The sequence below is a fragment of the Streptomyces sp. SAS_281 genome (genome assembly GCF_052542855.1).
Map to the genome: position 1 here is coordinate 1 of NZ_JBMNDO010000127.1, position 23,336 is coordinate 23,336.

The window sequence follows — 23,336 nt, forward strand, 5'->3', positions numbered from 1 at the left end:
GGCCTCTTCCCGTGTCACCGCGCCCGCTACTCCTCCACGAGCAGCCGCTCGCGCAGCTGCGCCAGGGTGCGGGCCAGCAGCCGCGAGACGTGCATCTGCGAGATGCCGACCTCCTGCGCGATCTGCGACTGGGTCATGTTGCCGAAGAACCGCAGCAGCAGGATCCGCTTCTCGCGCGGCGGCAGGTCCTCCAGCAGCGGCTTCAGCGACTCCCGGTACTCCACGCCCTCCAGCGCCTCGTCCTCGGAGCCCAGGGTGTCCGCCACGGCCGGCGACTCGTCGTCCGTGTCCGGCACGTCCAGCGAGAGCGTGCTGTACGCGTTGGCCGACTCCAGGCCCTCCAGGACCTCCTCCTCGGAGATCCCCAGCCGCTCCGCCAGCTCGTGCACCGTGGGCGAACGGCCGTGCAGCTGGGACAGCTCCGCGGTCGCCGAGGTCAGCGAGAGCCGCAGCTCCTGGAGGCGGCGCGGCACCCGCACCGCCCAGCCCTTGTCCCGGAAGTGGCGCTTGATCTCCCCGACGACCGTCGGCGTCGCGTACGTCGAGAACTCGACGCCCCGCTCGGGGTCGAACCGGTCGACGGATTTGATCAGCCCGATCGTGGCGACCTGGGTCAGGTCGTCCAGCGGTTCCCCGCGGTTGCGGAAGCGGCGGGCCAGGTGCTCCACCAGCGGCAGATGCATCCGCACCAGCCGGTTGCGCAGCTCGGCCCGCTCCGGCGAACCGTCGGGGAGCTTGCCCAGCTCGATGAACAACGCCCGCGCCCCGCTGCGGTCGTTTGGATCGTGGTGCCCGTGCTCGCTCATCTGGCCCGCCCGCTCCGCCTGCGACTGCTCCACCGCGACCGTAATACCGGCGGGCCCGTCCGCCCCGTCCACCGCACGGGGCATGTCCGCCCCGTCCACCGGATGAGGCAGGGCCTGCTGATCCGGGATGCCTGCCGCACGCACCACCCCTGGTCGGATCGTCTCGTCCCGCACCGGACCGTCCCCGTTCCCGTTGCTCACGCCGGCCCGGGTCCCGCGCCGCGCTGTTTGTACAGGCTGATGCTGACCGTACGGTCGTCGGCGACGGAGGAGTCGACCTTCCCGGCCAGCGCGGAGAGCACCGTCCAGGCGAAGGTGTCGCGCTCCGGGGCGCGGCCGTCCGTGGTCGGGGCCGCGACCGTCACCTCGAGTGAATCGTCGATGAGGCGGAAGACGCAGCTCAGGACGGAACCGGGCACGGCCTGCTGGAGCAGGATCGCGCACGCCTCGTCCACCGCGATGCGAAGGTCCTCGATCTCGTCGAGAGTGAAGTCCAAGCGTGCTGCGAGACCGGCCGTGGCCGTGCGCAGCACCGACAGGTAGGCACCCGCAGCGGGCAGCCGGACCTCTACGAAGTCCTGATTCCCGGGCTCGCCTGCGATCTGGGACACCCTCACCTCCAAGGTGGCACAAACTCATTCGAGGTTCCGGGAAGAGTGCCCGGAGCCATGCGGTACGTCTTCGGTTCTCGGTCCGGCGACGCTATCGCGATCCATGATGCCGTGTCGCCGGAACCCCCTCCCGTGGCTGTCACTCATGGTAGGTCCATGAGTACACACAGTGCCTAGGGGGCTGCGTCGCTCAATTACGAACAACGCGCGCCGGTTTGACGTACCCGGACGTCAGACGATCGAACCGTCGACAAAGCACCAACGCCAGTTCTCACCGGGTTCGAAGCTCCGCATGACCGGATGGCCGGTCTGCTCGAAGTGACCCGTCGCGTGCCGCCCGGGCGAGGAGTCGCAGCAGCCGACGTGGCCGCAGCTCAGGCACAGCCGCAGCTGCACCGGGTGGGTGCCGGCCGCCAGGCACTCGGGACAGGTCTCACCGAGGGGCGCGGGCTCGGGGCGCGGCAGATCCGGTACATGCGGGCAACCACTCATGATGGCCAGGTTACGACGGATGCGAGGATCATGGGATGGACGCATTGCCCCTGGTGGCGCTGGTCGCGGGCAGCGCCGCGACCGCGGGCCTCGCACGCCGCACGCCGGTGCCGGCCCCCCTTCTCCTGGTCGCCGTCGGCCTGATCGCCTCGTACGTGCCGGGGGTGCCGTCGTACACCCTGGACGCGCACGTCGTGCTTCCCCTGCTGCTGCCGCCCCTGCTCTACACGGCCGCCGTGGACAGCTCCTACCTGGACCTGCGGGCCAACCTGCGGCCCGTAGCGCTGCTCTCGGTCGGCTATGTGCTGTTCGCGACGGTCGCGGTGGGGTGGCTGGCGTATCTGCTGGTACCCGATCTGCCGCTGACCGCCGCGCTGGTGCTCGGTGCCGTGATCGCCCCGCCGGACGCCGTCACCGCCGCGGCGATCGCGCGCCGGGTGGGGCTGCCCGCGCGTGTCACGACGATCCTCCAGGGCGAGTCCCTGGTGAACGACGCCACCGCGATCACCGCGTTCAAGGTGGCGCTCGCCGCCGCCGTGGGGGAGGGCATCAGCTGGGGTGCGGGGGTGGAGGAGTTCCTGCTGGCCTCGGTCGGGGGTGTGGGGGTCGGCCTGCTGCTCATGGTCCCGCTGCACTGGCTGCGGACCCGTCTGCGGGAGCCGCTGCTCCAGAACACCCTGTCGCTCCTCATCCCGTTCGTGGCGTACGCGGCGGCCGAGCGCGTGCACGCGTCGGGGGTGCTCGCCGTGGTCGTCGTCGCGCTGTACCTCGGCCACCGGTCCTGGCAGGTCGACTTCGCCACCCGGCTCCAGGAGGCCGCCGTCTGGAAGATGGTCGCCTTCGTCCTGGAGTCGGCCGTGTTCGCGCTGATCGGCCTCCAGCTGCCGTTCGTGCTCAAGGGGCTCGGCGCGTACTCCGTGGCGGACGCCTCCGGGTACGCGGTGCTGGTCTTCCTGGCCGTGGTGGTGGTCCGCTTTGTCTGGGTCTACCCGGCGACCTACCTGCCCCGGTGGCTGTCGCGGCGGATCAGGGAGCGCGAGACCGGTACGGACTGGACCTCGCCGCTGATCGTCGGCTGGGCCGGGATGCGCGGGGTCGTCTCGCTCGCCATCGCCTTCTCCGTCCCCCTCGTCACCGCTGACGGCGCGGCCTTCCCGGCCCGGAACCTGGTGCTGTTCCTGACGTTCACCACCGTCATCGGCACGCTGGTGGTCCAGGGGCTCACGCTGCCGCTCCTGGTGCGCGTGCTGAAGCTCCCGGGCCGGGACCGGCAGGCCGACACCCTGGCCGAGGCGCAGGCCCAGAACGAGGCGTCCACGGCCGCCGAGGCCCGTCTGGACGCGCTGCTCACCGATGAGCGCAACCGGCTGCCCCAGCCCCTCGCGGACCGTCTGCGGACCGTCCTGGAACGCCGCCGCAACGCGGTGTGGGAACGCCTGGGCGCGGCCAACCCGGTCACCGGAGAGTCGGCGGACGACACCTACCGGCGGCTGGCCGGCGAGATGATCGAGACCGAGCGGGAGGTCTTCGTGCGGCTGCGGGACGAGCGCAGGATCGACGACGAGATGATGCGGACCCTGCTGCGCCGCCTGGACCTGGAGGAGGCGGCGGCCTACCGGGAGGACGGCTGAGCCCCCTCGGCCTCCTCGGGGCGGCCGGTGATCACGGCCGCGACCGTGGTTCCGGCGGGGAAGGCGCCCTCCTCGGTCAGCACGGTGAGCGCGTGCAGCATTTTGGCCACATACAGTCGCTCCACGGGCAGCCCGTGCCGGTCCTCGAAATCGTTTGCGAAGGCGTGCAGGCCGGGTGTCGTACGGGCGTAGCCGCCGAAGTGGAACCGCTCGTCCAGCCACCAGTCGCCCGCCGGACCGCCGAACGCCTCCCGCTGGAGCTCCCGCACCGCCTCGCCCAGGAAGCCGCCGCGCAGGACCGGGACGCCGAGCGCGCGCTGCCCCGGCGCGAGTCCGGCGGCGAGCCCGGCCAGGGTGCCGCCGGTGCCGCAGGCCACCGCCGCCACGTCGGCCACGCCCCGCAGTTCGCGCCCGAGCGCGGCGCAGCCCCGGGCCGCGAGGGCGTTGCTGCCGCCCTCCGGGACGAGCTCGCAGTCCCCGTACGCCTCCAGCAGCCCGGCCAGGACCGCCGGGTCGGACTTGGCGCGGTACGTCGCCCGGTCCACGAAGTGCAGCCGCATGCCGTCGGCGGCGCACCGGGCGAGCGAGGGGTTGAGGGGGCGGTGGGCCAGCTCGTCACCGCGTACGACTCCGACGGTGCGGAATCCGAGGAGCCGGCCGGCGGCGGCGGTGGCCCGCAGATGGTTGGAGTACGCGCCGCCGAAGGTGAGCACGGGGCGCCCGGCGGCGGCCGCCAGATTGGGCGCGAGTTTGCGCCATTTGTTGCCCGGCAGGTCCGGGTGGATCAGGTCGTCGCGCTTGAGCAGCAGCGTCACGCCGTGCCGGGCGAAGCGCTCGTCGTCGGCCGGCTGCACGGGCGAGGGCAGCAGCGGGCGCAGCCGGGACGCGGGAGACGGGGCGTGCATGTGCCCCATTGTGGAGGGGCACGCCGCCCGGGGTTCACTTGAGGCGGTCGTGGACGCGGTCGCGCATGTCGTTCATCGAGAAGCCCTTCGGATCCACCTTGCCCGGCTGCCACTCGCGGTGGCCGATGACCGAGCGAGCGGTCCAGCCGTGGTGGCGGCAGAGGGCCGCCGAGACCTTCTCGATCGCTTCGAGCTGGGCGTCGGGCCACGGGTCCTTGCCGTCGCCGAGGTTCTCGCACTCGAAGCCGTAGAAGTGCCGGTTTCCGTCGGTGTCGGCCTCGTTGTCGTGGGGAAGGCGCTTCTTCTCCCCGACGACGGCGCGCAGCACGTCGCCGTCGCCCATCCCCGCGTGGTTGGTCCTGCCGTAGCCGACCAGGTGGACCCGGCCGTCCTTGGCGATGACGCCGTGGCAGAGCGGCCCCGGCAGATCGGGGTGGCCGTCGCGGCACATCCGTACGGTGGCGTCGGTCCCGTCGGTGGCGGAGTGGTGGATCATCACGCCGTTCACGGGGCCCCAGGGGCCCTTGTGGTTCCGGTTGTGGCTGCGCCAGTCGCCGACCTCGACGACGGTGAGCCCTTCCTTCTTGAGGGCGGCGAGAAAAGCGCTCGCGGACATGGGTGAGGACATGGCCGGCTCCTTCGGTGCGTGTAGGAGCGGTTCTACCCGGCCGGAAGGGCCCCGACCGGTCGCGGAGCGACGGCGGGGCCCTGTTCGGATCGTGTGCGAGCCGATCCGGACACGGCCTGGCTCAGGAGGCGAGCCACAGGTCGGGGCCGAACACCTCGTAGTGGATGTCGGAGGCCGGGACGCCCTTGGCGAGCAGCTGGGTGCGGACCGACCGCATGAAGGGCAGCGGGCCGCAGAGGTAGGCGTGCGTGCCCGACGGGACGACGAGGCCGCTCAGGTCCACGAGCCCGGTGCGGTCGGCGGGGTGGCCGTCCTCCGGGTTCTCGTACCAGAAGTGGGCGGCGGCGTCGTGCAGCTTGGCCGTGAGTGCGGTGTGGTCGGTGCGCAGCGCGTGGTCGGCGGGGGAGCGGTCGCCGTGCACGACGGTGACCGGGGCGCGGTGCTCCGACTCCGCGAGGTGCTCCAGCATCGACAGGATCGGGGTGCAGCCGATGCCCGCGGAGGCGAGCAGCAGCGGTGCCTCGTCGGACTTCAGCACGAGGTCGCCGTACGGGGCGGAGACCCGGAGCCGGTCACCGGCGCGGACCTCGGCGTGCAGGTGGCGGGAGACCTCGCCGTCCGGGGCGTCGTTGCCGTGCACCCGCTTGACCGTGATCGAGCGGAGCGCCGAGCCGGGTGCGCTGGACAGGCTGTACTGGCGTATCTGGCGTGCGCCGTCCGGGAGTTCGACCTGGACGGAGACGTACTGGCCGGGGCGGAAGGCGGGGGCCGGCGAGCCGTCGGCGGGGCGGATGCGGAACCGGGCGACGTCGTCGGTCTCCTCGGTGCGCGAGACGACCTCCCACTCGCGCCAGACGTCGCCGGCGACGACGCCCTGCTCCGCGTACAGCCGCTCCTCGATGGCGATCAGGGCGTTGGCCATCAGCCAGTAGACCTCGTCCCAGGCGGCGGCGACCTCGGGGGTCACCGCGTCGCCCAGGACCTCGGCTATCGCGGCGAAGAGGTGGGTGTGGACGACCTCGTACTGGGCCGGGGTGACACCGAGCGAGGCGTGCTTGTGCGCGATCCGGCCGAGCATCACGTCGGGGCGGGTGCCGGGCTGCTCGACCAGCTGGGTCGCGAACGCGGCGATGGAGCCGGCGAGCGCCTGGCGCTGGGCGCCGGATGCCTGGTTGCCCCGGTTGAACAGGTCGCGCAGGAGCTCCGGGTGGGCGTCGAACAGCTTGCGGTAGAAGAGATCGGCGATGTCCCCGATGGCCGCGCCCACGGCGGGCAGGGTGGCGCGGACGGTGGCGGTGGACGACTCGGAGAGCATCGTGACTCCTCGGATGTTGAATTGGCATCTTGGATGCGCATTTAACGGCAGTGTAGGCACCGGGCCGGCGGCCCGGTGCGGCGGGGGTCAGTCCCGGGGCGGTGGCGCGCTGCTGAGGCCGATCAGCAGGGGGCCGGTGGGTGCGGCGGTCAGCTCCGCGATGGTGAGCGGGTCCAGCGAGGCGTAGAAGGCTTCCTGGGCCTCGCGCAGGGCGCCGCGCAGCCGGCAGGCCGCCCGCAGCGGACACGGGGTGGAGCCCTCGCACTCGACGACGTCGCCGGGCTCCTCCAGCTCACGGGCGAGGGCGCCGACCGACGCCGTCCTGCCCGCCTCGGTCAGGGTGAGCCCGCCGCCCCGGCCCCGTCGCGCCTCGATCAGGCCGAGGTGCTGGAGGCGGGCCACGACCTTCGCGGCGTGCGAGTACGGCACCTGCATGGTCGCCGCCACCTCGCGGGTGGTCGGCGGGTCCTCGTGCTTCACGACGGCGAGGCGCATCAGGACGCGCAGCGCGACGTCGGTGAATCTGGTCAGCCGCATGGCGGCCAGATTAGGTAATTGGCATTCCGGATACAAATTCAAGCCCGCCGGGGGCATCGCGTGGGCATCGAGCGGGTATCGCGCTGCGTTGTGCCCCGCCCAAAGCCCGATTAGTCGCACTCTTTTGTGTAATGGCGTGCCCCGTCCTCGTGCTGGAAGTGTTCTTCCCGCAGGTCAGCCGATAGATCGAGAGGACGACAGATGTCCGTTGGTGAAGAGGTTCAGAACGCGCAGGTGCCGCCGCAGCAGAGTCTCGGCACGGCGGCCGCGCGGAACCTCGCGACGACCACCAAGTCCGCTCCGCAGATGCAGGAGATCACCTCACGGTGGCTGCTGAAGATGCTGCCGTGGGTCCAGGTGCAGGGCGGCACGTACCGGGTGAACCGCCGGCTGAGCTACTCGGTCGGGGACGGCCGCGTCACGTTCGTGCAGACCGGGGACCGGGTCACGGTCATCCCCGCCGAGCTGGGGGAGCTGCCGGCGTTGAGGGACTTCGGGGACGAGGAGGTGCTCGCCGAGCTGGCCAGGAGGTGCGAGCAGCGCGACATCCCCGCCGGGCAGCTCCTCGCGACCGAGGGAGAGGCGGCGGACCGGGTCTACCTGCTGGCGCACGGCAAGGTCGAGAAGGTCGGCACCGGCCCCTACGGGGACGAGACGGTGCTCGGCGTCCACGCGGACGGGGCCTACTTCGGGGACCACTCCCTCATCGAGGGCGACGCCGTCTGGGAGTACACCGCCCGCGCCGTCACCGCGTGCACGGTGCTGACGCTCTCGCGCGCCGACGTGCTCAACCTCGCCGAACGGGCCGACTCGCTGCGCACCCATCTCGCCGGCCTGTTGAGCCTTCCGCAGCAGCGCACCAACAAGTACGGCGAGGCGGAGATCGACCTCTCCGCGGGCCACGTCGGCGAGGCCGTCGTCCCGCATACGTACGTGGACTACGACGCGGCGCCGCGCGAGTACGAACTGAGCGTCGCCCAGACCGTCCTGAAGGTCCACAGCCGCGTCGCGGACCTCTACAACCAGCCGATGAACCAGACCGAGCAGCAGTTGCGGCTCACGGTCGAGGCGCTGCGCGAGCGCCAGGAGCACGAGCTCATCAACAACCGCGAGTTCGGCCTGCTCAACAACTGCGACTACGGTCAGCGGCTCCAGCCGCACGACGGGGTGCCGAGCCCCGACGACATGGACGAACTGCTCTCGCGCCGGCGCGGCTCGAAGCTCTTCCTCGCCCACCCGCGCGCCATCGCCGCCTTCGGCCGTGAGTGCAACAAGCGCGGCCTCGTACCGGAGAGCGTGGACGTCGGCGGGCACCATGTGCCGGCCTGGCGCGGCGTCCCGATCTTCCCCTGCAACAAGATCCCGGTCAGCGACGCCCGCACCACGTCGATCATCTGCATGAGGACCGGCGAGTCCGAGCAGGGTGTCATCGGCCTCCAGCAGACGGGCATCCCGGACGAGATCGAGCCCAGCCTCTCGGTCCGCTTCATGGGCATCGACGAGCAGGCGATCATCTCCTACCTCGTGACGGCCTACTACTCCGCGGCGGTCCTCGTCCCGGACGCCCTCGGTGTCCTGGAGAACGTCGAGGTCAGCCGCTGGCGGTGAGCCCCGGGGCCCGGACCCCTCGCGGTCCGGGCCCCCGGCCGCCCGCGCTCTCAGCAACCACCCACACCCCCGGCCCGGCCGCGACAGAGGCCGGGCCTGGGGCGGCAACGACAGGGGTGACCGATTGACCATGACCCGAACAGACGCCGCGACCGAGGGCAACGAGGCCGCGGCGCTCCTTGAGTACACCCGGACCCTCGTGGACCCGCACCTGCGGGCGGCGGTCGCCTCCCTGCCCGGCTCGATCCGGCGCGTCGTGATGTACCACTTCGGCTGGCAGCACGCCGACGGCAGCCCGGCGGCGGGCGGCGCGGGCAAGGCGATCAGACCGGCGCTCGTCCTGGCGGCCACCCGCGCCCTGGGCGGTGACCCCGGACAGGCCGTCCGGGCCGCCGTCGCCGTCGAGCTCGTCCACAACTTCACCCTGCTCCACGACGACGTCATCGACGAGGACCACACCCGCCGCCACCGGGCCACCGCCTGGACGGTGTTCGGTGTCCCGGACGCGGTCATCGCCGGCGACGCGATGCTGGCCCTCGCCCAGCGGCTGCTCGCCGAGGACGGCAGAGCGATGTCGCCCGCCGCTTCGGCCCGGCTCTCGACCTGTGTCATCGAGCTGTGCGCGGGCCAGCAGGCCGACTGCGCCTTCGAGGACCGCGACCCGGACCAGGTGTCGCTGGACGAGTGCCTGACCATGGCGACGGCGAAGACCGGCGCGCTGCTCGGCTGTGCCTGCGCCCTGGGCGCGCTCTACGCGGGCGCCGACGAGCGGGCCGTCCGGGCCATGGACGGCTTCGGCCGGGAGGCGGGCCTGGCCTTCCAGCTGATCGACGACCTGATCGGCATCTGGGGCGACCCGGCCCAGACCGGGAAGCCGGTCGGCGCGGATCTCAGCGCCCACAAGAAGTCGCTGCCCGTGGTGGCGGCGCTCACCGCGGGCGGGCCGGCCGCGGCGGAGCTGGCCGAGCTGTACCGGGGCGCGATGAACACCCGCGCCGAGGTGAGCCGGGCCGCGGAGGCCGTGGACCGGGCGGGCGGCCGGGACTGGGCGCAGAGCTGCGCCGCCGACCGCATGGCGCGGGCCGTGCACCATCTGTCCAGGGCGGTCCCGGACCTCTCGGCGGGGGGCGACCTGCTGGCCCTGGCCGAGTTCGTGACCCGCCGGAAGCACTGACGAGCCACCCGTCGGAAGGAGGTGCCGCAGGGCGGCTCCGGCCAAGCGGAGGGCGGCAGGTGCGGTGTCGGAGGCAGGGGCTACAGTCCCTGCTCATGACAGATGAGTCGTGGGCAGGGTGGTACCGGGACCGGCAGGGATCGGACGCCGTCATCCTCACCACCGACGGGCAGCAACTCCGCCTCCGCGTCCGGGGCGTGGACTTCGAGGGCGGCAGCTTCGACGGCCTGCGCCCGGTGGCGGCCGGGCCGGCGGAGCAGGGGCTGTTCGCGCTGACGGACGGCGTCCTGGGCGACTGCGTCCTGGAGTGGGACCTGCCGTTCCCCGTCATGGCGGAGGGGGTGGAGCGGCAGGCGACCCTGAGCTGCCTGCTGTCCCTCCGCAGGCCCGACCCGTATCTGTACCTCGAACTCCGCTTCGGCGGGGCGGCCTTCGGTTCTCAGCGGGCCGAGAGCGACTTCGGGGCCGCGCTGGCGACGATCCAGCGGGAGCTGCCGCCCGGGGTCCGTCTGCGGACCTGCATAGCCTGCGCGTTCTCCGACTACTTCCCGGCCCCGGCGCCCGGCCGCGGTCTCTCCGGCGGGCTCGCCTGTTTCCGGGGCGCCAAGGAGGCGTACCGGGGCACGGCCGGTGAGCAGGACGTGCTGGGCCTGTGGGAGCGGCGCACCGGCTTCGTCCAGGAGGTCTGGAGCTGCCGGGAGTTCGAACCCCGGCCGACGGAGGGCGCCGGTACGGGCCACCGGGGAGCGTTCCCGCTCGAAACGGCCTGACCGGCCGGCCGGGTGCCGGACCGCCCCGCAGCCCTCTCCTGTGCGCCCCTCGTTGCCGTCACCTTCATTGTTCTACTAACATGCGAACAAGGGAGGTTTTGATGAACCTGAAATCCGTCGGCCGCGTGGTGCTCACCGCCCTGCCGTTCGTGCTCGCACTCGCCGTCGACCTGCTGCTCTTCGCCACCCGCCGCGACCGGCTGCCCGCGCAGCTGGCCAGCCACTTCGTGGGCAACGGCCGGGTGGACGACTACGCCGGCCAGACCTCGTACCTGGTCGTCACCACACTCGTCCTGCTCGGCACCGGTCTCCTGTGGACGCTGATGGCGGGGTTCGGGAAGTTCCCCGGCCGGGCACACCGCGTGCTGGTCGGCTTCGGGTACGCCTTCGCCGCCTTCATCGGCTACCTCCTGGGGGTCGTCCTCCTCGTCAACGTGGACGCGGTCGAGGACGCGCAGGGCCGGGGACAGGGCGTCCACTTCCCCATGTGGCACATGGCCGCGGCCTTCGGGGCCGGCGTCGTCGCCTTCGGGCTCGGGTACCTCCTGGCCGCGCTGACGCCCGTGCCCGAACCGGCCGGGTACGACGGGCCCGAGGCGGGCGGGGAGCGCGTCGTGCTGGGGGAGGGGGAGGTCGCCGGGTGGGCCCGGGGCGCCGGCTCCTGGTGGCTGCCGCTCACGGCGCTCCTGGTCGTCGGTTCCGGTATCGCCGTGCTGTTCACGGCCGGCTGGCCCTTCGCCGTGCTGCCCTTCGCCCTCGGGCTGCTCATCGCGAGCTTCGCCCGCCCGTACGTCATCGTGGACCGGCGCGGGATCACCGTCTCCGGGCTGCTGCCCTGGCCGCGCGTCCGGGTCCCGCTGGACCGGATAGAGGCGGCGGCCAGCCGTGACATCAGCCCGCTCACCGAGTACGGCGGCTGGGGGTACCGCATCCGGCCCGGGCGCAGCGGTGTCATGATCCGGTCCGGGGAGGCCATCGTGGCCCGGCTGTCGAACGGCCGCGACTTCGCGGTGACCGTGGACGACTCGGCGACCGGGGCCGCGCTCCTCAACACCCTGATCGACCAGCGCCGAACGGACCACTGACCATGCTCTTCCGGGTCGACCCCACCTCCACCGTGCCGCTCGGCGACCAGATCGCCGCCTGTGTGCGCCGCGCCGTGGCCGACGGCGCGGCGGCCCCGGGTGAGCGGCTGCCCGCCGCCCGCGTCCTGGCCGAATCGCTCGGCGTCAACGTGCACACGGTGCTGCGGGGCTACCAGCGGCTGCGCGAGGAGGGACTGATCGAGCTGCGCCGGGGCCGGGGCGCGGCCATCGCGGACGGCGCGTCCCCGCACCGCGCCCGCCTCCTCGAACGGGTCCGCGAGACCGTGGCCGAGGCCAGGGGCCTGGGGCTCACGGCGGACGAACTGCTGACCCTGGTCCGTACGGAATACGGTGCCACCGGCTGACGGCCTCCGGCACGGCGACGGGCCGCCTCGTCCTGCGAGGCGGCCCGTCGGCGCGAGCGGGAACGGTCAGGAACCGGCCTTGGTCAGCGTGGCCGCGAAGCCGTACTGCCACAGGTAGTTCACCTGGCTGCGCTCACTGGCGTTCGGGTACGGGTTGGTGCAGGACGTGCCCGGGCCGCCGCCCGACATCAGCTCGCTGCACGGCCCCGAGTAGTGGTCCGGCAGACCGAGGACGTGCCCGGTCTCGTGGGCGGTGACCCGGGTCGAGTTGTACTGCCGGTTCTGCGTGTAGTCCAGGAAGATGTAGCCGTTGCCGTGACCGTCGGTGCTCGCGTACGAGCCGCGGGAGTCGTTGCCCTCGTAGTACGCGAAGTCGGGGTTCGATCCCTCCTGGAGCCGGACGTTGGAGACCGAGCTGTTCCAGATCGAGGCGCTGTTGGCTATCTGGGTGCGGAAGCTGGGGGCGTTCGCGGCGCTGTAGACGATGGTGACGGACTGGACGCCGGGGTTGGCCGCCCGCTTCTCGGCCACCGACTTCGCGACCGCCTCGAAGAACGCCTTGTTGGCGGCGGCGTCCTCGTGCGAGGCGGACTTGGCCGAGTACGCCACGTGCGCGGCCGTGGCGGCCGCCTCCGGAGCGGCGATCGCCGGTCCCGCGCCCAGCGCGGCGACGGTGAGGCCGAGTCCGAGCACGGCCGACATGACGGTCCTGGGGTGTCTCATGTGGGGGGTCTCCTACCAGTTGCCTGTCAGAGGAACCCGTCCGATGAACGGACTCGGACGGGGGTGGTACGCAGAGAGTGTCGGGGAACCGGAGCCCGCGCGGATGATGTCAGCCGGTGATAACGCGGCCCTATCACCGAAGCGCGGACATACCGTGCACACCCGCGGTCCGCGCGCCCAACGCCCGGTGAATCGACCCCCTTTGGCAGGGTTACGGCCCATGGTGCGGCCCGGCGGACCGCCCTAATCTCGGCACCATGGAGCTTGAGGTGAGACACCTCAGGGCGCTGTGCGCCATAGCCGACACCGGCAGCCTGCACCGGGCGGCCCGCACCCTGGGCGTGAGCCAGCCCGCGCTCACCACGCAGCTGCGCCGCATCGAGAACGCGCTCGGCGCCGAACTCTTCAGCCGCGAACGCACCGGCTGCCGCCCCACCCTCCTCGGCCACGCCGTCCTCAGCCGCGCCCGTCCCTTGGTCGACGGCATGAGCGCCCTGGTCAGCGACGCGAAGGCGGAAGCCGCAGCCGCCGAAGGGCCCAGGCTGCGCATCGGCTGCACCGCCAGCCGGGTCATCGGCGGCTGGCTGCGCCGGCTCCGCGTGAGGCTGCCCGGGACCGACATCTCGCTCCACGTCGACGTCTCCGCCCGCGCCCTGCTCCGCGCCGTCGACGCCGACCGGCTCGACGTGGCCTTCGTGCACGAGGTGGAGGGCTGCCCGCTCGCCGTCCCGGACGGGCTGGAACAGCGGGTCCTCGTGGACCGCGAACCGCAGTTCGTCTCCATGGCCCGCGACCACCCGGCCGCCGCGCTGCCCGTGGTCGACCTGGCGGACCTGGCCGCCGACCGGTGGATGGTCGATCCCACGGTGGACGGCGAATGGGACGGTCTGCGCCGGATGTTCGACCAGGCCGGGCTGGCCCCCGCCGTGCTGCACGGCGACTACCTCACCGCCGCCTCCCTCGTCGTCCTCGGCGAGGCGGTGGCCCCCTGCCAGCCGACCTCCGGGCCCCGCGACGACATGGCGATCCGCCCGCTGCGCGACGACCCGCTCGCGGTCCGGCTGCTCCTGGTCTCCCGCCCCGGCGCGGACATGACCGCGGTCTACGCGGAACTGGAGGCCGCCTACCGGGACGCGGCGCGGCGGGTGGCCGGATACCACCAGTGGCTGCTGCGCAACCGCAGTCCGCTGGCCCGCTCCTGAGCCGGCGCGCCCGGCCCGGCGGCCTGCCCGGGGAGTTCCCGCCTCCGGGTGATTCAGCCGAGAGCGTGGACCGTTCCGGAGCGGGCCGCGACAGGGCAGAGTCGGGGACATGAGGCTTCTGATGCTGGGCGGTACGCAGTTCGTCGGCCGGGCCGTGACCGAGGCGGCCCTCGCGCGCGGCGGGCAGGTCACGGTCTTCCACCGGGGTCACCACGCGCCCCCGCCCGGGACCGCCGAGATCATCGGCGACCGCACCGCCGCGAACGGCCTGGCCGCACTCGCCGCCGCCGACGGCCCCGGCTGGGACCTGGTGGTCGACACCTGGAGCGGCGCGCCCTCCGCCGTGCGCGACGCGGCCCGGCTGCTGTCCACTCGTGCCGCCCGCTACACGTACGTCTCCAGCCGTTCCGTCTACGACTACCCGGCCCCGGCGGGCCTGGCCGAGGACGGCCCCGTCGTGGCGGGCGCCTCGCCGGACGCCGGTGACGACCAGCCGTACGCCCTGGCCAAGCGCGGCGGCGAACTGGCAGCCCAGGACGCCTTCGGCGACCGCGCCCTCCTCGCCCGGGCCGGCCTGATCCTCGGCCCCTGGGAGAACATCGGCCGGCTGCCCTGGTGGCTGAACCGGATCGCCCGCGGCGGCCCGGTCCTGGCCCCCGGCACCCCCGACACGGACATCCAGTACATCGACGCGCGCGACCTCGCCGACTGGGTGCTCGACGCGGCGGAGCGCGGGCTGCACGGCCCGTACAACCTGGTCAGCCGGCCGGGTCACACCACCATGGGCGGACTGCTCGACGCCTGTGTGCGCACCACCGGTTCGGGCGCCGAACTGCGCTGGACCCCGGCGGAGAAGATCCTCGCGGCGGGCGTCGAGCCGTGGACCGACCTGCCGGTGTGGCTGCCGCCGGGGGAGGTGTACGACACGCTCCACCAGGGCGACGTCGGGCTCGCCCACGCCACCGGGCTGCGCTGCCGCCCGGTCGAGGAGACCGTCGAGGACACCTGGAGGTGGCTGCGCGGGATCGGCGGCGAGGCGCCCCAGCGCGCCGACCGTCCCGCCGTGGGCCTCGCCCCGGAGACGGAGGCGAAGCTCCTGGCGGGCTGAGGAGCGGGCCGCCGCGCCGACGCGGCGAGGGGTTATCCACAGGGCCGCGCTCCTCACCCGTCGCGGCGTTAGCCTCGGCCCATGGCCGAACTGCTGCACCTCACCGAAGGACCGCTCTGGGAGGCGGCGCGCGGGATCGGGACGTACGAGATGTCCACCCGCGGCCGCACCCTGCACGAAGAGGGCTTCATCCACTGCTCGCTGCCCCACCAGCTCCCCGGGGTGGCCGAGATGCTGTACGGCGCGGAGAGCCGGGCCGGGGCCGCCGAGCAGGAGCTCGTGGTCCTCGTCATCGATCCCGGCCGGCTCACCGCACCCCTGCGGTACGAGGCCGCCGTGCCCGGCGGCGAGGAGTTCCCGCACCTGTACGGGCCGCTTCCCGTCGACGCGGTCGTCGAGGTGCGCCCCTGGCCGTCCGAGGAGGGCACCCCCGCATGAGCCCCGCCACCGGCCCCGCCCCCGGGGCCGTCACCAGCGGTCCGCCCACCGCCGTCACCGGGGCGAGCGGCGCGCTCGGCGGCCGCGTCGCCGCCCGGCTGGCCCGGGCCGGCGTTCCCGTCCGGCTGCTCGGCCGCGACCCGTCCCGGCTGCCCGCCCTCCCCGGAGCCGACCTCGCGCCGCCCGCGCCCTACGGCGACGGCGAGGCCATGCGGCGCGCCCTGGCCGGGGCGCACACCCTGTTCCTCGTCTCGGCGCACGAGAGCCCCGACCGGGTCCGCGAGCACACGACCGCGGTGGACGCGGCGGTCGCGGCCGGCGTCGAACGCATCGTCTACGTCTCCTTCCTGGGCGCCGCCCCCGACGCCACCTTCACCTTCGCCCGGGACCACTGGAACACCGAGGCGCACATCCGGACCGCCGACGTCCGGTACACCTTCCTGCGCGACAGCTGGTATCTCGCCGGGCTCCCCGCCATGACCGGTGCGGACGGCGTGCTGCGCGGCCCCGCCGGGGACGGCCGGGTCGCCGCCGTCGCCCACGAGGACATCGCCGACGCCGCGACCGCCGTGCTCCTCGCCGACACCGACGCGACCGGCCCCTCGCACGACGGCCGTGCCTACGACCTGACCGGCCCCGAGGCGTTCACGCTCGCCGAGGCGGCCGAGGAGCTGAGCCGGGTCACCGGACGGGCCGTCACCTACGTGCCGGAGACCCGCGAGGAGGCGTACGCCTCCCGGGCGGGGTACGGGGCCCAGGACTGGGAGGTGGCCGGCTGGGTCACCTCGTACGAGGCCATCGCGGCGGGCGAGATGGCCACCGTCTCGGACGCGGTCCCGACGCTGACCGGCCGCCCCGCCGTGGACCTGGCCACCTATCTGCGCGAACACCCCGACAGTTACCGCCACCTCCTGCGACAGGGCTGACCGCCGTGCGTACGGAGACCCCGTGGGGTGTCTGGGACCCGCCGCCGCTCGCCGAGGCCGTCCGCCTGCTCGCCCCGCTGCGCCGCCCGTGGTGGATCGCCGGCGGTTACGCGGTCGAGCTCGCGGTGGGCCGCGCGTACCGGGAGCACGGCGACATCGACGTGCTCCTGCTGCGCCGCGACCAGGCGGAGGTCCAGCGGGTCCTGCCCGGCTGGGAGTGGTGGGCCGCGGATCCGCCCGGCACGCTGCGGCCCTGGCGCCCCGGCGAGACCTTGCCCGCCGGTGTCCACGACATCTGGTGCCGGCCGGGCCCGGACGAGCCGTGGCGGTTGCAGTTCATGCTGGACGGCACGGACGGCGACGACTGGGTGTTCCGCCGGGACGCCCGGATCCGCCTCCCGCTGGGGCGGCTGGGCCGGGTCTCCCCGGACGGCGTCCCGTACCTGGCGCCCGAGGTCCAGCTCCTCTACAAGTCCAAGTCCCGGCGGCTTAAGGACGAGCGGGACTTCGAGGCGGCGCTGCCCGTCCTGGACGACCACGCGCGCGCCTGGCTGGCCGAGACGATCACGCTGGCCCAGGGCGCGGACCACCCGTGGGCGGTCCGGCTGCGGGCGGCACTCGCGGGGTAGGCCGGGCGGCGGGCCGAGGGCCCCGAGCCCGGCTCCTTCGCGGAGCCCCCGCCCTCACCTCACGTACGCCCCCGCCTTCGCCGCCAGGACCGCCGCGCCGGCGGCCCGGTCGGCGGCGGCCTCGTCCAGCGGGCCGCCGCTGGCCAGCAGCCGGTAGTAGAGCGGCGCGGAGACGGCGCGTACGACCTCGTCCGGGTCCGTGCCGGAGGGCAGTTCGCCCCGTTCGACGGCCTCGGTGACGCAGCCCGCCCACTCCTCGACCCGGATCGCGTAGAAGCGGTGCAGCGCCTGGGCGGTACGCGGATCGCAGGTCGCGGCCGCGATCACCGACCGGAACAGCGCGCCCTGGCGCGGATCGGTGAGCGTCTTCAGCACCAGCCGCGCGTTCGCCCTGAGGTCGTCCGCCAGCGAACCGGTCCGCGCGCGCGGCGACGACTGCTCGGCCATGTCGTCCAGCAGGTCCGCGATGAGACCGGTGGGCGAGGACCAGCGCCGGTAGACGGTCGTCTTGCCGACCTCCGCGCGGCGGGCCACATCGGCGAGGTCGAGGCGGTCGAAGCCGTGCTCGGCCAGCGCGTCGCCCGCCGCGCGCAGTACGGCTTCCCGCACACGGGCGGTCCGCCCGCCGGGCCGGACGGTGCCGGGTTCCACACCCTCGGATGTCATAACGGGTCTCCAGTTCCATTAACGAGCATTCCTCTGCTACGGTCACTCCATCTTAACGGAACCACGGAACCGTTTAGCTTCTGTCCGAGGAGGGACGACCATGTCCGCACCCAGCCGCACCCCGTCACGCCCCGCACCCGCCGCACCCCCTGCCCCCGCCGCGCCGACGCCCGCCCGCATGACCGGGCGTCAGAAGCTCGTGCTGGCCCTGCTTCTCGGCGCCCAGTTCATGATCGCCGTGGACTTCTCGATCCTGAACGTCGCGCTGCCCGTCGTCGGGGAAGGACTCGGCTTCGCGCTCCAGGACCTCCAGTGGATCGCCACCGCGTTCGCCCTCGCCGCCGCCGGATTCACGCTGCTGTTCGGCCGCGTCGCCGACCTCGTCGGCCGTAAGCGCCTGTTCATCGCGGGCATGGCGGTCCTGGGCCTCTCCTCGCTGCTGGGCGGCCTGGCCACCTCGCCGGAGGTCCTGCTGACCGCCCGCGTCCTCCAGGGCCTCGCCACCGCCGCCGTCACGCCCGCCGGGCTCGCCCTGCTGACCACCGCGTTCAAGGAGGGCCCGCTGCGCGAACGCGCCCTGGGTCTCAACGGCGCCCTGATGTCCGCCGGGTTCACCGCGGGCGCGATCCTCGGCGGGCTCCTCACCGACCTGCTCTCCTGGCGGTGGGCCTTCCTGGTCAACGTCCCCGTCGCCGCCCTCGTCGTCGCCCTGGCCCCGGCCGTCATCGCCGACTCGCGCCCCGCCGAGCGGCCCCGGCTCGACGTCCCCGGTGCCGCGGCCGTCACCGGTGGACTGCTGCTCCTCGTCTACGGGCTGACCCAGGCCGGCGCGACCGGCTGGACCGCCCCCACCACCCTCGTGGCACTCCTCGCCGGTCTCGCCCTGCTCGTCGCCTTCTGGTTCGTGGAGAAGCGGGCGACCGCGCCGCTCGTCCCCGTACGCATCCTCAAGCGCCGCAGCGTCATCTGGGGCAACGCCACCGGGCTCATCGCCTTCGTCACCGAGACGTCCCTGGTCTTCCTGCTGACGCTCTACCTCCAGGAGGTCCTGGGCTACGCCCCCCTCGCGACCGGTCTCGCCTTCGGCGTCCTGGGCGTCGGCACCGTGATCGGCGGCACCCTCGGCGGCCGGGTGGTGGGCCGCTTCGGCAACCGCAGGACCATCGTCGCCGGGGGAGTCGTCCAGGCCCTCGCCACGCTCTCGCTGGTGGCGCTCGGCACCTCGGGCGCCTGGATCTGGCTCCTGCTGGCCGCCACGTTCGTCGGGGGCATCGGCAACATGCTGATGATCGTCGGCTTCATGGTCACCGCGACCTCGGGCCTCCCCGATGAGGAGCAGGGCCTCGCGACCGGGCTCGCCACGATGACCCAGCAGGTCGGCATCACCCTCGGCATCCCGGTCATGAGCGCGATCGCCACCGCCCGGATGACCGCGCTCGGCGACACCGGCCCGGCCGGCGTGCTCTCCGGGGTCTCGGTCGCCGTCCTGGTCAACTCGGCGCTGGTCCTGGCCGGAGCCGTCCTCGCGGGTGCCTTCCTCAAGGAGCGCCGGGGCAGGTGAAGGGGTGCGGGAAGCCCCCGCCGCTCACAGTTTCAGCCAACCACGCGAAGCCGCCTGTACGCCGGCCTGAAAGCGGGTCTCCGCCTTCAGCTCCCGCATCAGGCGGCTGATGCGTCGGCGGACCGTGTGGACGTGCACCTCCAGGCGGCGGGCTATCGCCTCGTCCTTCAGGCCGGAGGAGAGCATCGTCAGCAGTTCCCGGTCCTCGTCCGTGACCTGGGCGTTGTCGACCGAGCCGATCGGTACGGACCGCTCCCACACCGCCTCGAACAGCGGTACCAGCGCGTTGCTCAGGAGCGCGTCGCTGACCACCAGGGCGGTGGCGGTGGGGTCGGCCGCGTCGGTCGGCGGCAGCAGGGTCATCCGGCGGTCGACGGTGATCAGCTTCGTCGGCAGATCCACGCCGAGCCTGATCCGCACCCCCTCCGCGGCCAGCACGTTCAGCCCGCGCGCCCGCCCCTGGAAGCTCAGCCCCTCCCGGTCGACCACCGCCCGCACCCGTACCCCGCGCCGGACCGGCTCGGCCATGTTGATCGGCTCGGGCATGCCGTCCGGCTCGCTCGCGGCGTACGGGGGGCGGTCCAGGAGGGCCACCTCCTCGGTCGCGGACACCACGAGCGAGGTGACCCGCTCGGCGATCGCCTTGCGCCCCCGCAGCGTCTCGATCCCGAGAGTGCGCGGGGTGTGCGAGGCGGACATGAGCTGCGCCGCGATCCGGTCGACGGAGCCGGTCAGCTCCTCCAACTCCGCTTCGCGCCGCAGCAGTTCCGCCTGGTGCAGGTGGATGAGGTTGCGCAGGGCGGTGGCCGGGGCGTCCGGGACCGGCAACCCGGGCCCCCGGGCGGGGCGGGTGAAGCCGCGCTCGCCGAGGCGGTCCAGCGCGTTGCGGAGCTGCCGGGGCGGGAGGCCGAGGCTCCGGGCGAGGGCGGCCCGAGTGGTGTCGCCGGGGGTGTTCAGCAGGGCCTCGTACACCCGGAGTTCGTCCGCACCGAGCCCGAGGGCCTGCCACTGTTCGTCCAGATCAGCCCATTTCACCAGGCGATCCTCGCCGCTGCGTGTAGGCCACACAAGTGTGCACGTCCAGAAGTGTGCAGGTGGAACGCATTGTTCACGTCCCGCTACGGGTCTTCCATGACGGCATCCGATAACCGTTCACGCCCTTGAGGCAACCGGAGGAGCACCGTGCGGACTTCAGCACGCAGACGAGCAGTTGGTTCACAGGGACGCCGCACCGGCGTCGTCGTCGGACAGGGCATAGCCGCGCTGCTGGCCACGGCGGGCCTGATGGCCACCGCCATGCCGGCAGCACACGCCGACACCTCGGCGGCCGCCCCCGCCGCCTCCGAGACCACGCCCGGCAGTGAGACCGACGCCCCCTCGCTCGTGACCGGTCTGCACGAGGAGGTCGCCGCCACCGGCAGCGCGGCCGACGCCGCCCGCGGCCACCTCAAGGCCAAGAAGGGCCGCTACCACATCGCCGACACCTCGGCGAAGGACCTGACCTCCATCGGGACCACCGCCGAGAAGGGCGGCAAGGAGACGGTCCGCCTCCAGCAGAAGTACAAGGGCGTCGAGGTCCTCGGCGGCCAGTACGTCGTCCGCATGACGAAGAAGGACGGCAAGCGCGCCGTCACCGGCACCTCGGGCAACTACTTCACCAAGCTGAAGCTGGACACGGTCGCCCCGAAGGTCTCCGAGAAGACCGCGATCGAGCGCGCGGTCGGGGCCGTCAGCGCCCAGTTCGGCGGCGGCATACTGCGCGTACCGGCCAAGGGTGAGAAGGCGGCGGCCGCCGAGTTCACCGGCAAGGCCGGCGACGTCACCATCCTTCCGCAGGGCACCGGCGTGCTGACCCGGCACATCACCGTCACGGGCACCAACCCGGCCGACGGTTCGCCGGTCCAGCAGGAGGTGTACATCGACGCGCACTCCGGCTTCCCGGTCATGCAGTACAGCGGCATCCAGACCTTCGGGGCCACGACCGCGGCCTCCGGTGCCACGGACGGCGCGGCGCCCGCGGAGGCGGCGCCCGCCGCGGCGGACCAGCTCGTCGTCAAGGGCAGCGGCGTCCGCTACAACGGCGAAAAGGTCGACATCAATCTGTACAAGGACGTCACCGGCGCCTATCAGATGATCGACTACAGCAAGCGGGCCGCGAACTCGCCGTACTCGGGCCCCATGCTCGCCACGTACGACGCCCGCGGTTACGAGGCGTCGAGTGTGTCCGGTGGCTTCCCGTCCAGCATCCGGACCTTCCGGCCGGAGAGCCCCGAGCTCGGCGAGGACTACACCAACTCAGGTGCCGTGGACGCCCACTGGGCCGCCGGCAAGGTCTACGACTTCTACAAGAACCACTTCGACCGCAACAGCCTCGACGGCAAGGACGGGTACATCTTCTCCCTGGTCGGAGTCGTCAACAACGGCCGGCCGTACAACAACGCCTTCTGGGACGGCACCAAGATGGTGTACGGGCAGGGCGGCGGCGACTACCGCACCTTCTCCGCCGACACCGACGTGGTGGGCCACGAGATGACGCACGGCGTCGTCACGCACACCGCGAACCTGGTCTACGCGGGCCAGTCCGGCGCGATGAACGAGGCCATCGCCGACTACTTCGGCAACGCCATCGACCTGGAGGCCAACCACGTCTCCATGGACGACCCGGACGCCGGCCTCCTCGGCGAGGACCTGTGCACCGACGCCGGCCCCCGCGAGTGCGCCCTGCGTGACCTCAACGACGGCGCCACCACGTCCAAGGACTTCATCGGCGTCAGCTACCGCGGCGACAGCGGCGGCGTGCACCTCAACTCCACGATCTTCTCGGGCGCGCTGTGGGACATGCGCCAGGACCTCGACCCCGAGTTCGCGGACCAGATCGTCTACCGCGCGCTGTCCGCGTACATGACGCCGCTCGACGGCTTCACCGAGGGCCGCGCCGCGGTCATCGCCGCCGCGCAGGAGCTGGGTGCCACCAAGGCGCAGCTCAAGATCGTGAAGCGCTCCTTCGACGCCCACGGCATCGCCCCCGGCTGGGAGAAGGCGCTCGGCGTCGACACCGACACGATCCTCTCCAAGGTCAACATCGCGGGCACCGGTCTCGGCGCGGGCGGCGGCAAGTACGCCGTCTCCCGCTCCAACGAGGACGGCAGCGAGCCCTACTCGGTCTGGGCCGGCAACACCTCGGGCAAGGGGCAGCCGCAACTGGTCAGCCCGAACAACGGCAACTACAACGTGTACGCCGACACCGACGGCAAGAACGTCGCGTGGGCGGAGTACGGCGCGTCGTCCGTGAACTTCCACGTGCGGCCCGTCGGCGGCGGCATCGACAAGGTCGTCGGCGGCATCGGCGCCAACGTCAACTCGCTCGCCATCGACGGCAACTTCATCGTCTACAGCTACGTCAACCCGCGCACCGGGATGACGGCGGCGCGCTCCATCGACATCCGCACGTCGGAGACCAAGGAGCTGTTCACCAACCCGGTCGGCTCCACGGCGCTGCCCTCCGTCCACGACGGCAAGATCGCCTACGCCAAGCTGTGGCCCGAGGCCGACGGCTACAAGCTGGGCGTCGAGGTCCTCGACACCGCCACCGGCAAGACGACGCTGATGCCGATCGACAAGAACAACGTGGGCGGCATCGGCCAGACCGCCGTCACCGACGACGGGGTCTTCTGGATCGAGGACAACGACGTCACCGACTCCGGCCAGGCCGCGGTGCGCCGCGCGAACTTCGACGGGACGAACCCCGTCACCGTCACCCCCGAGGCCGGCACCGGTGCTCTCCCCGCCTACTCGCTGACCGCGTCGGACGACGCGCTCACCATCACCTCGCTGCCCATGGCGACCTCCTGGGCCAACGAGACCCTGCCGAAGCTCTACCAGGTCGCCCCCGACGGCCGGGGTGGCGCCCAGCGCGTCTCCTGCAACCGCGGCGACCAGGTCTTCGGCGCGGCCGACGAGGGCAACCGCGTCCTGTGGCTCGACGGCACGACCGGCTACACCAACCTGGTCAAGCGCGACCGCCCCGCGGGCACGTGCTGACCTGACCCCGTAACACCTCTGCGGCCGGGCTCCTTCGGGGGCCCGGCCGTTCGCGTGGGCGCCCCGGCCGGCCTCCCGGAACGTCCGGAGGGGTACGACCGCCGCGCGGTCGTAC

The 23,336-nt window shown here is 72.8% G+C and carries 23 protein-coding genes; 13 read left to right on the plus strand and 10 right to left on the minus strand.

The window, feature by feature from the left end; genetic code table 11:
• Positions 1-26: 26 nt before the first annotated feature.
• The 3 genes from ACN6LM_RS32185 to ACN6LM_RS32195 form a co-directional block, all read right to left on the minus strand.
• A complete protein-coding gene (locus ACN6LM_RS32185) occupies positions 27-1,007 on the minus strand; it encodes an RNA polymerase sigma factor SigF (protein WP_445068941.1) in 981 nt (326 codons plus the stop codon).
• Positions 1,004-1,417 carry an ATP-binding protein gene (locus tag ACN6LM_RS32190; RefSeq protein ID WP_018105584.1) on the minus strand — a complete coding sequence of 138 codons (414 nt, stop codon included), beginning with the start codon at positions 1,415-1,417 and terminating at the stop codon, positions 1,004-1,006. The genes ACN6LM_RS32185 and ACN6LM_RS32190 overlap by 4 nt, the downstream gene beginning before the upstream one ends.
• A 231-nt stretch (positions 1,418-1,648) precedes the next feature.
• Entirely contained in the window at positions 1,649-1,909 is a 261-nt protein-coding gene (locus ACN6LM_RS32195) for a UBP-type zinc finger domain-containing protein (RefSeq protein WP_073862940.1), read from the minus strand.
• A 35-nt stretch (positions 1,910-1,944) separates the two neighbouring features.
• On the opposite strand from ACN6LM_RS32195, the gene ACN6LM_RS32200 reads away from it, so the two are divergent.
• Positions 1,945-3,540 (plus strand): Na+/H+ antiporter, encoded by a 1,596-nt coding sequence (locus tag ACN6LM_RS32200; RefSeq protein WP_445068942.1) that lies wholly within the window; start codon positions 1,945-1,947, stop codon positions 3,538-3,540.
• Here the strand turns inward: ACN6LM_RS32200 and ACN6LM_RS32205 are convergent.
• The 4 genes from ACN6LM_RS32205 to ACN6LM_RS32220 form a co-directional block, all read right to left on the minus strand.
• Positions 3,522-4,445, minus strand: coding sequence for a 1-aminocyclopropane-1-carboxylate deaminase/D-cysteine desulfhydrase (locus ACN6LM_RS32205; protein WP_445068943.1), 924 nt, complete (start codon positions 4,443-4,445; stop codon positions 3,522-3,524). The two genes, ACN6LM_RS32200 and ACN6LM_RS32205, sit on opposite strands and share 19 nt — an antisense overlap.
• Before the next feature lie 34 nt (positions 4,446-4,479).
• On the minus strand, positions 4,480-5,073 hold the full coding sequence (locus ACN6LM_RS32210) for an N-acetylmuramoyl-L-alanine amidase (protein ID WP_445068944.1): 594 nt from the start codon (positions 5,071-5,073) through the stop codon (positions 4,480-4,482).
• Positions 5,074-5,194: 121 nt separating this feature from the next.
• A complete protein-coding gene (locus tag ACN6LM_RS32215; RefSeq protein WP_445068945.1) occupies positions 5,195-6,388 on the minus strand; it encodes a globin domain-containing protein in 1,194 nt (397 codons plus the stop codon).
• An 87-nt stretch (positions 6,389-6,475) separates the two neighbouring features.
• A complete protein-coding gene (locus ACN6LM_RS32220; protein WP_445068946.1) occupies positions 6,476-6,925 on the minus strand; it encodes an RrF2 family transcriptional regulator in 450 nt (149 codons plus the stop codon).
• Between the two features lie 201 nt (positions 6,926-7,126).
• Here ACN6LM_RS32220 and ACN6LM_RS32225 point away from each other — a divergent pair, with 201 nt between their 5' ends.
• The 5 genes from ACN6LM_RS32225 (at position 7,127) to ACN6LM_RS32245 (ending at position 11,927) form a co-directional block, all read left to right on the plus strand.
• Positions 7,127-8,533 carry a family 2B encapsulin nanocompartment shell protein gene (locus ACN6LM_RS32225; protein ID WP_445068947.1) on the plus strand — a complete coding sequence of 469 codons (1,407 nt, stop codon included), beginning with the start codon at positions 7,127-7,129 and terminating at the stop codon, positions 8,531-8,533.
• 130 nt (positions 8,534-8,663) lie between these two features.
• On the plus strand, positions 8,664-9,707 hold the full coding sequence (locus ACN6LM_RS32230; protein ID WP_445068948.1) for a family 2 encapsulin nanocompartment cargo protein polyprenyl transferase: 1,044 nt from the start codon (positions 8,664-8,666) through the stop codon (positions 9,705-9,707).
• Between the two features lie 95 nt (positions 9,708-9,802).
• Positions 9,803-10,477, plus strand: coding sequence for a DUF6304 family protein (locus ACN6LM_RS32235; protein ID WP_164399006.1), 675 nt, complete (start codon positions 9,803-9,805; stop codon positions 10,475-10,477).
• Between the two features lie 101 nt (positions 10,478-10,578).
• The gene (locus ACN6LM_RS32240; RefSeq protein WP_445068949.1) at positions 10,579-11,562 is read left to right on the plus strand and encodes a DUF1648 domain-containing protein; all 984 of its coding nucleotides are present in this window, start codon (positions 10,579-10,581) and stop codon (positions 11,560-11,562) included.
• A 2-nt stretch (positions 11,563-11,564) separates the two neighbouring features.
• On the plus strand, positions 11,565-11,927 hold the full coding sequence (locus tag ACN6LM_RS32245) for a GntR family transcriptional regulator (RefSeq protein WP_445068950.1): 363 nt from the start codon (positions 11,565-11,567) through the stop codon (positions 11,925-11,927).
• 66 nt (positions 11,928-11,993) lie between these two features.
• Here ACN6LM_RS32245 and snpA read toward each other — a convergent pair whose 3' ends face one another.
• Complete coding sequence (snpA, locus tag ACN6LM_RS32250; protein WP_445068951.1) at positions 11,994-12,650, minus strand: snapalysin; 657 nt, start codon at positions 12,648-12,650, stop codon at positions 11,994-11,996.
• A 257-nt stretch (positions 12,651-12,907) separates the two neighbouring features.
• On the opposite strand from snpA, the gene ACN6LM_RS32255 reads away from it, so the two are divergent.
• The 5 genes from ACN6LM_RS32255 to ACN6LM_RS32275 all read left to right on the plus strand — a co-directional run bounded on the left by ACN6LM_RS32255 (position 12,908) and on the right by ACN6LM_RS32275 (position 16,953).
• Positions 12,908-13,852: a LysR family transcriptional regulator gene (locus tag ACN6LM_RS32255; RefSeq protein ID WP_445068952.1), complete on the plus strand. Its 945-nt coding sequence runs from the start codon at positions 12,908-12,910 to the stop codon at positions 13,850-13,852.
• A 121-nt stretch (positions 13,853-13,973) separates the two neighbouring features.
• Entirely contained in the window at positions 13,974-14,960 is a 987-nt protein-coding gene (locus tag ACN6LM_RS32260; RefSeq protein ID WP_445068960.1) for an NAD-dependent epimerase/dehydratase family protein, read from the plus strand.
• Between the two features lie 81 nt (positions 14,961-15,041).
• Positions 15,042-15,398, plus strand: a complete 357-nt coding sequence (locus ACN6LM_RS32265; RefSeq protein ID WP_445068953.1) for a DUF952 domain-containing protein — start codon at positions 15,042-15,044, stop codon at positions 15,396-15,398.
• Entirely contained in the window at positions 15,395-16,324 is a 930-nt protein-coding gene (locus ACN6LM_RS32270) for an SDR family oxidoreductase (RefSeq protein WP_445068954.1), read from the plus strand. The genes ACN6LM_RS32265 and ACN6LM_RS32270 overlap by 4 nt, the downstream gene beginning before the upstream one ends.
• Positions 16,325-16,329: 5 nt before the next feature.
• The gene (locus ACN6LM_RS32275; protein ID WP_445068955.1) at positions 16,330-16,953 is read left to right on the plus strand and encodes a nucleotidyltransferase domain-containing protein; all 624 of its coding nucleotides are present in this window, start codon (positions 16,330-16,332) and stop codon (positions 16,951-16,953) included.
• Between the two features lie 54 nt (positions 16,954-17,007).
• Here the strand turns inward: ACN6LM_RS32275 and ACN6LM_RS32280 are convergent, their stop codons facing one another.
• Entirely contained in the window at positions 17,008-17,619 is a 612-nt protein-coding gene (locus ACN6LM_RS32280; RefSeq protein WP_445068956.1) for a TetR/AcrR family transcriptional regulator, read from the minus strand.
• Between the two features lie 100 nt (positions 17,620-17,719).
• Between ACN6LM_RS32280 and ACN6LM_RS32285 the strand changes: the two genes are divergently transcribed.
• A complete protein-coding gene (locus ACN6LM_RS32285) occupies positions 17,720-19,180 on the plus strand; it encodes an MFS transporter (RefSeq protein WP_445068957.1) in 1,461 nt (486 codons plus the stop codon).
• A 24-nt stretch (positions 19,181-19,204) separates the two neighbouring features.
• Here ACN6LM_RS32285 and ACN6LM_RS32290 read toward each other — a convergent pair whose 3' ends face one another.
• Positions 19,205-20,215, minus strand: a complete 1,011-nt coding sequence (locus tag ACN6LM_RS32290) for a LuxR family transcriptional regulator (protein WP_445068958.1) — start codon at positions 20,213-20,215, stop codon at positions 19,205-19,207.
• 147 nt (positions 20,216-20,362) lie between these two features.
• On the opposite strand from ACN6LM_RS32290, the gene ACN6LM_RS32295 reads away from it, so the two are divergent.
• On the plus strand, positions 20,363-23,221 hold the full coding sequence (locus tag ACN6LM_RS32295; protein WP_445068959.1) for a M4 family metallopeptidase: 2,859 nt from the start codon (positions 20,363-20,365) through the stop codon (positions 23,219-23,221).
• Positions 23,222-23,336 lie beyond the last annotated feature (115 nt).

What these genes read in the sequence shown, in the direction of transcription:
- ACN6LM_RS32255 (WP_445068952.1), top strand. Translation starts at nt 12,908, where the DNA reads ATGGAGCTTGAGGTGAGACACCTCAGGGCGCTGTGCGCCATAGCCGAC.
- ACN6LM_RS32260 (WP_445068960.1), top strand. Translation starts at nt 13,974, where the DNA reads ATGCTGGGCGGTACGCAGTTCGTCGGCCGGGCCGTGACCGAGGCGGCC.
- ACN6LM_RS32230 (WP_445068948.1), top strand. Translation starts at nt 8,664, where the DNA reads ATGACCCGAACAGACGCCGCGACCGAGGGCAACGAGGCCGCGGCGCTC.
- ACN6LM_RS32195 (WP_073862940.1), bottom strand. Translation starts at nt 1,909, where the DNA reads ATGAGTGGTTGCCCGCATGTACCGGATCTGCCGCGCCCCGAGCCCGCG.
- ACN6LM_RS32240 (WP_445068949.1), top strand. Translation starts at nt 10,579, where the DNA reads ATGAACCTGAAATCCGTCGGCCGCGTGGTGCTCACCGCCCTGCCGTTC.
- ACN6LM_RS32235 (WP_164399006.1), top strand. Translation starts at nt 9,803, where the DNA reads ATGACAGATGAGTCGTGGGCAGGGTGGTACCGGGACCGGCAGGGATCG.
- ACN6LM_RS32210 (WP_445068944.1), bottom strand. Translation starts at nt 5,073, where the DNA reads ATGTCCTCACCCATGTCCGCGAGCGCTTTTCTCGCCGCCCTCAAGAAG.
- ACN6LM_RS32205 (WP_445068943.1), bottom strand. Translation starts at nt 4,445, where the DNA reads ATGCACGCCCCGTCTCCCGCGTCCCGGCTGCGCCCGCTGCTGCCCTCG.
- ACN6LM_RS32280 (WP_445068956.1), bottom strand. Translation starts at nt 17,619, where the DNA reads ATGACATCCGAGGGTGTGGAACCCGGCACCGTCCGGCCCGGCGGGCGG.
- ACN6LM_RS32215 (WP_445068945.1), bottom strand. Translation starts at nt 6,388, where the DNA reads ATGCTCTCCGAGTCGTCCACCGCCACCGTCCGCGCCACCCTGCCCGCC.
- ACN6LM_RS32220 (WP_445068946.1), bottom strand. Translation starts at nt 6,925, where the DNA reads ATGCGGCTGACCAGATTCACCGACGTCGCGCTGCGCGTCCTGATGCGC.
- snpA (WP_445068951.1), bottom strand. Translation starts at nt 12,650, where the DNA reads ATGAGACACCCCAGGACCGTCATGTCGGCCGTGCTCGGACTCGGCCTC.
- ACN6LM_RS32245 (WP_445068950.1), top strand. Translation starts at nt 11,565, where the DNA reads ATGCTCTTCCGGGTCGACCCCACCTCCACCGTGCCGCTCGGCGACCAG.
- ACN6LM_RS32225 (WP_445068947.1), top strand. Translation starts at nt 7,127, where the DNA reads ATGTCCGTTGGTGAAGAGGTTCAGAACGCGCAGGTGCCGCCGCAGCAG.
- ACN6LM_RS32270 (WP_445068954.1), top strand. Translation starts at nt 15,395, where the DNA reads ATGAGCCCCGCCACCGGCCCCGCCCCCGGGGCCGTCACCAGCGGTCCG.
- ACN6LM_RS32200 (WP_445068942.1), top strand. Translation starts at nt 1,945, where the DNA reads ATGGACGCATTGCCCCTGGTGGCGCTGGTCGCGGGCAGCGCCGCGACC.
- ACN6LM_RS32265 (WP_445068953.1), top strand. Translation starts at nt 15,042, where the DNA reads ATGGCCGAACTGCTGCACCTCACCGAAGGACCGCTCTGGGAGGCGGCG.
- ACN6LM_RS32285 (WP_445068957.1), top strand. Translation starts at nt 17,720, where the DNA reads ATGTCCGCACCCAGCCGCACCCCGTCACGCCCCGCACCCGCCGCACCC.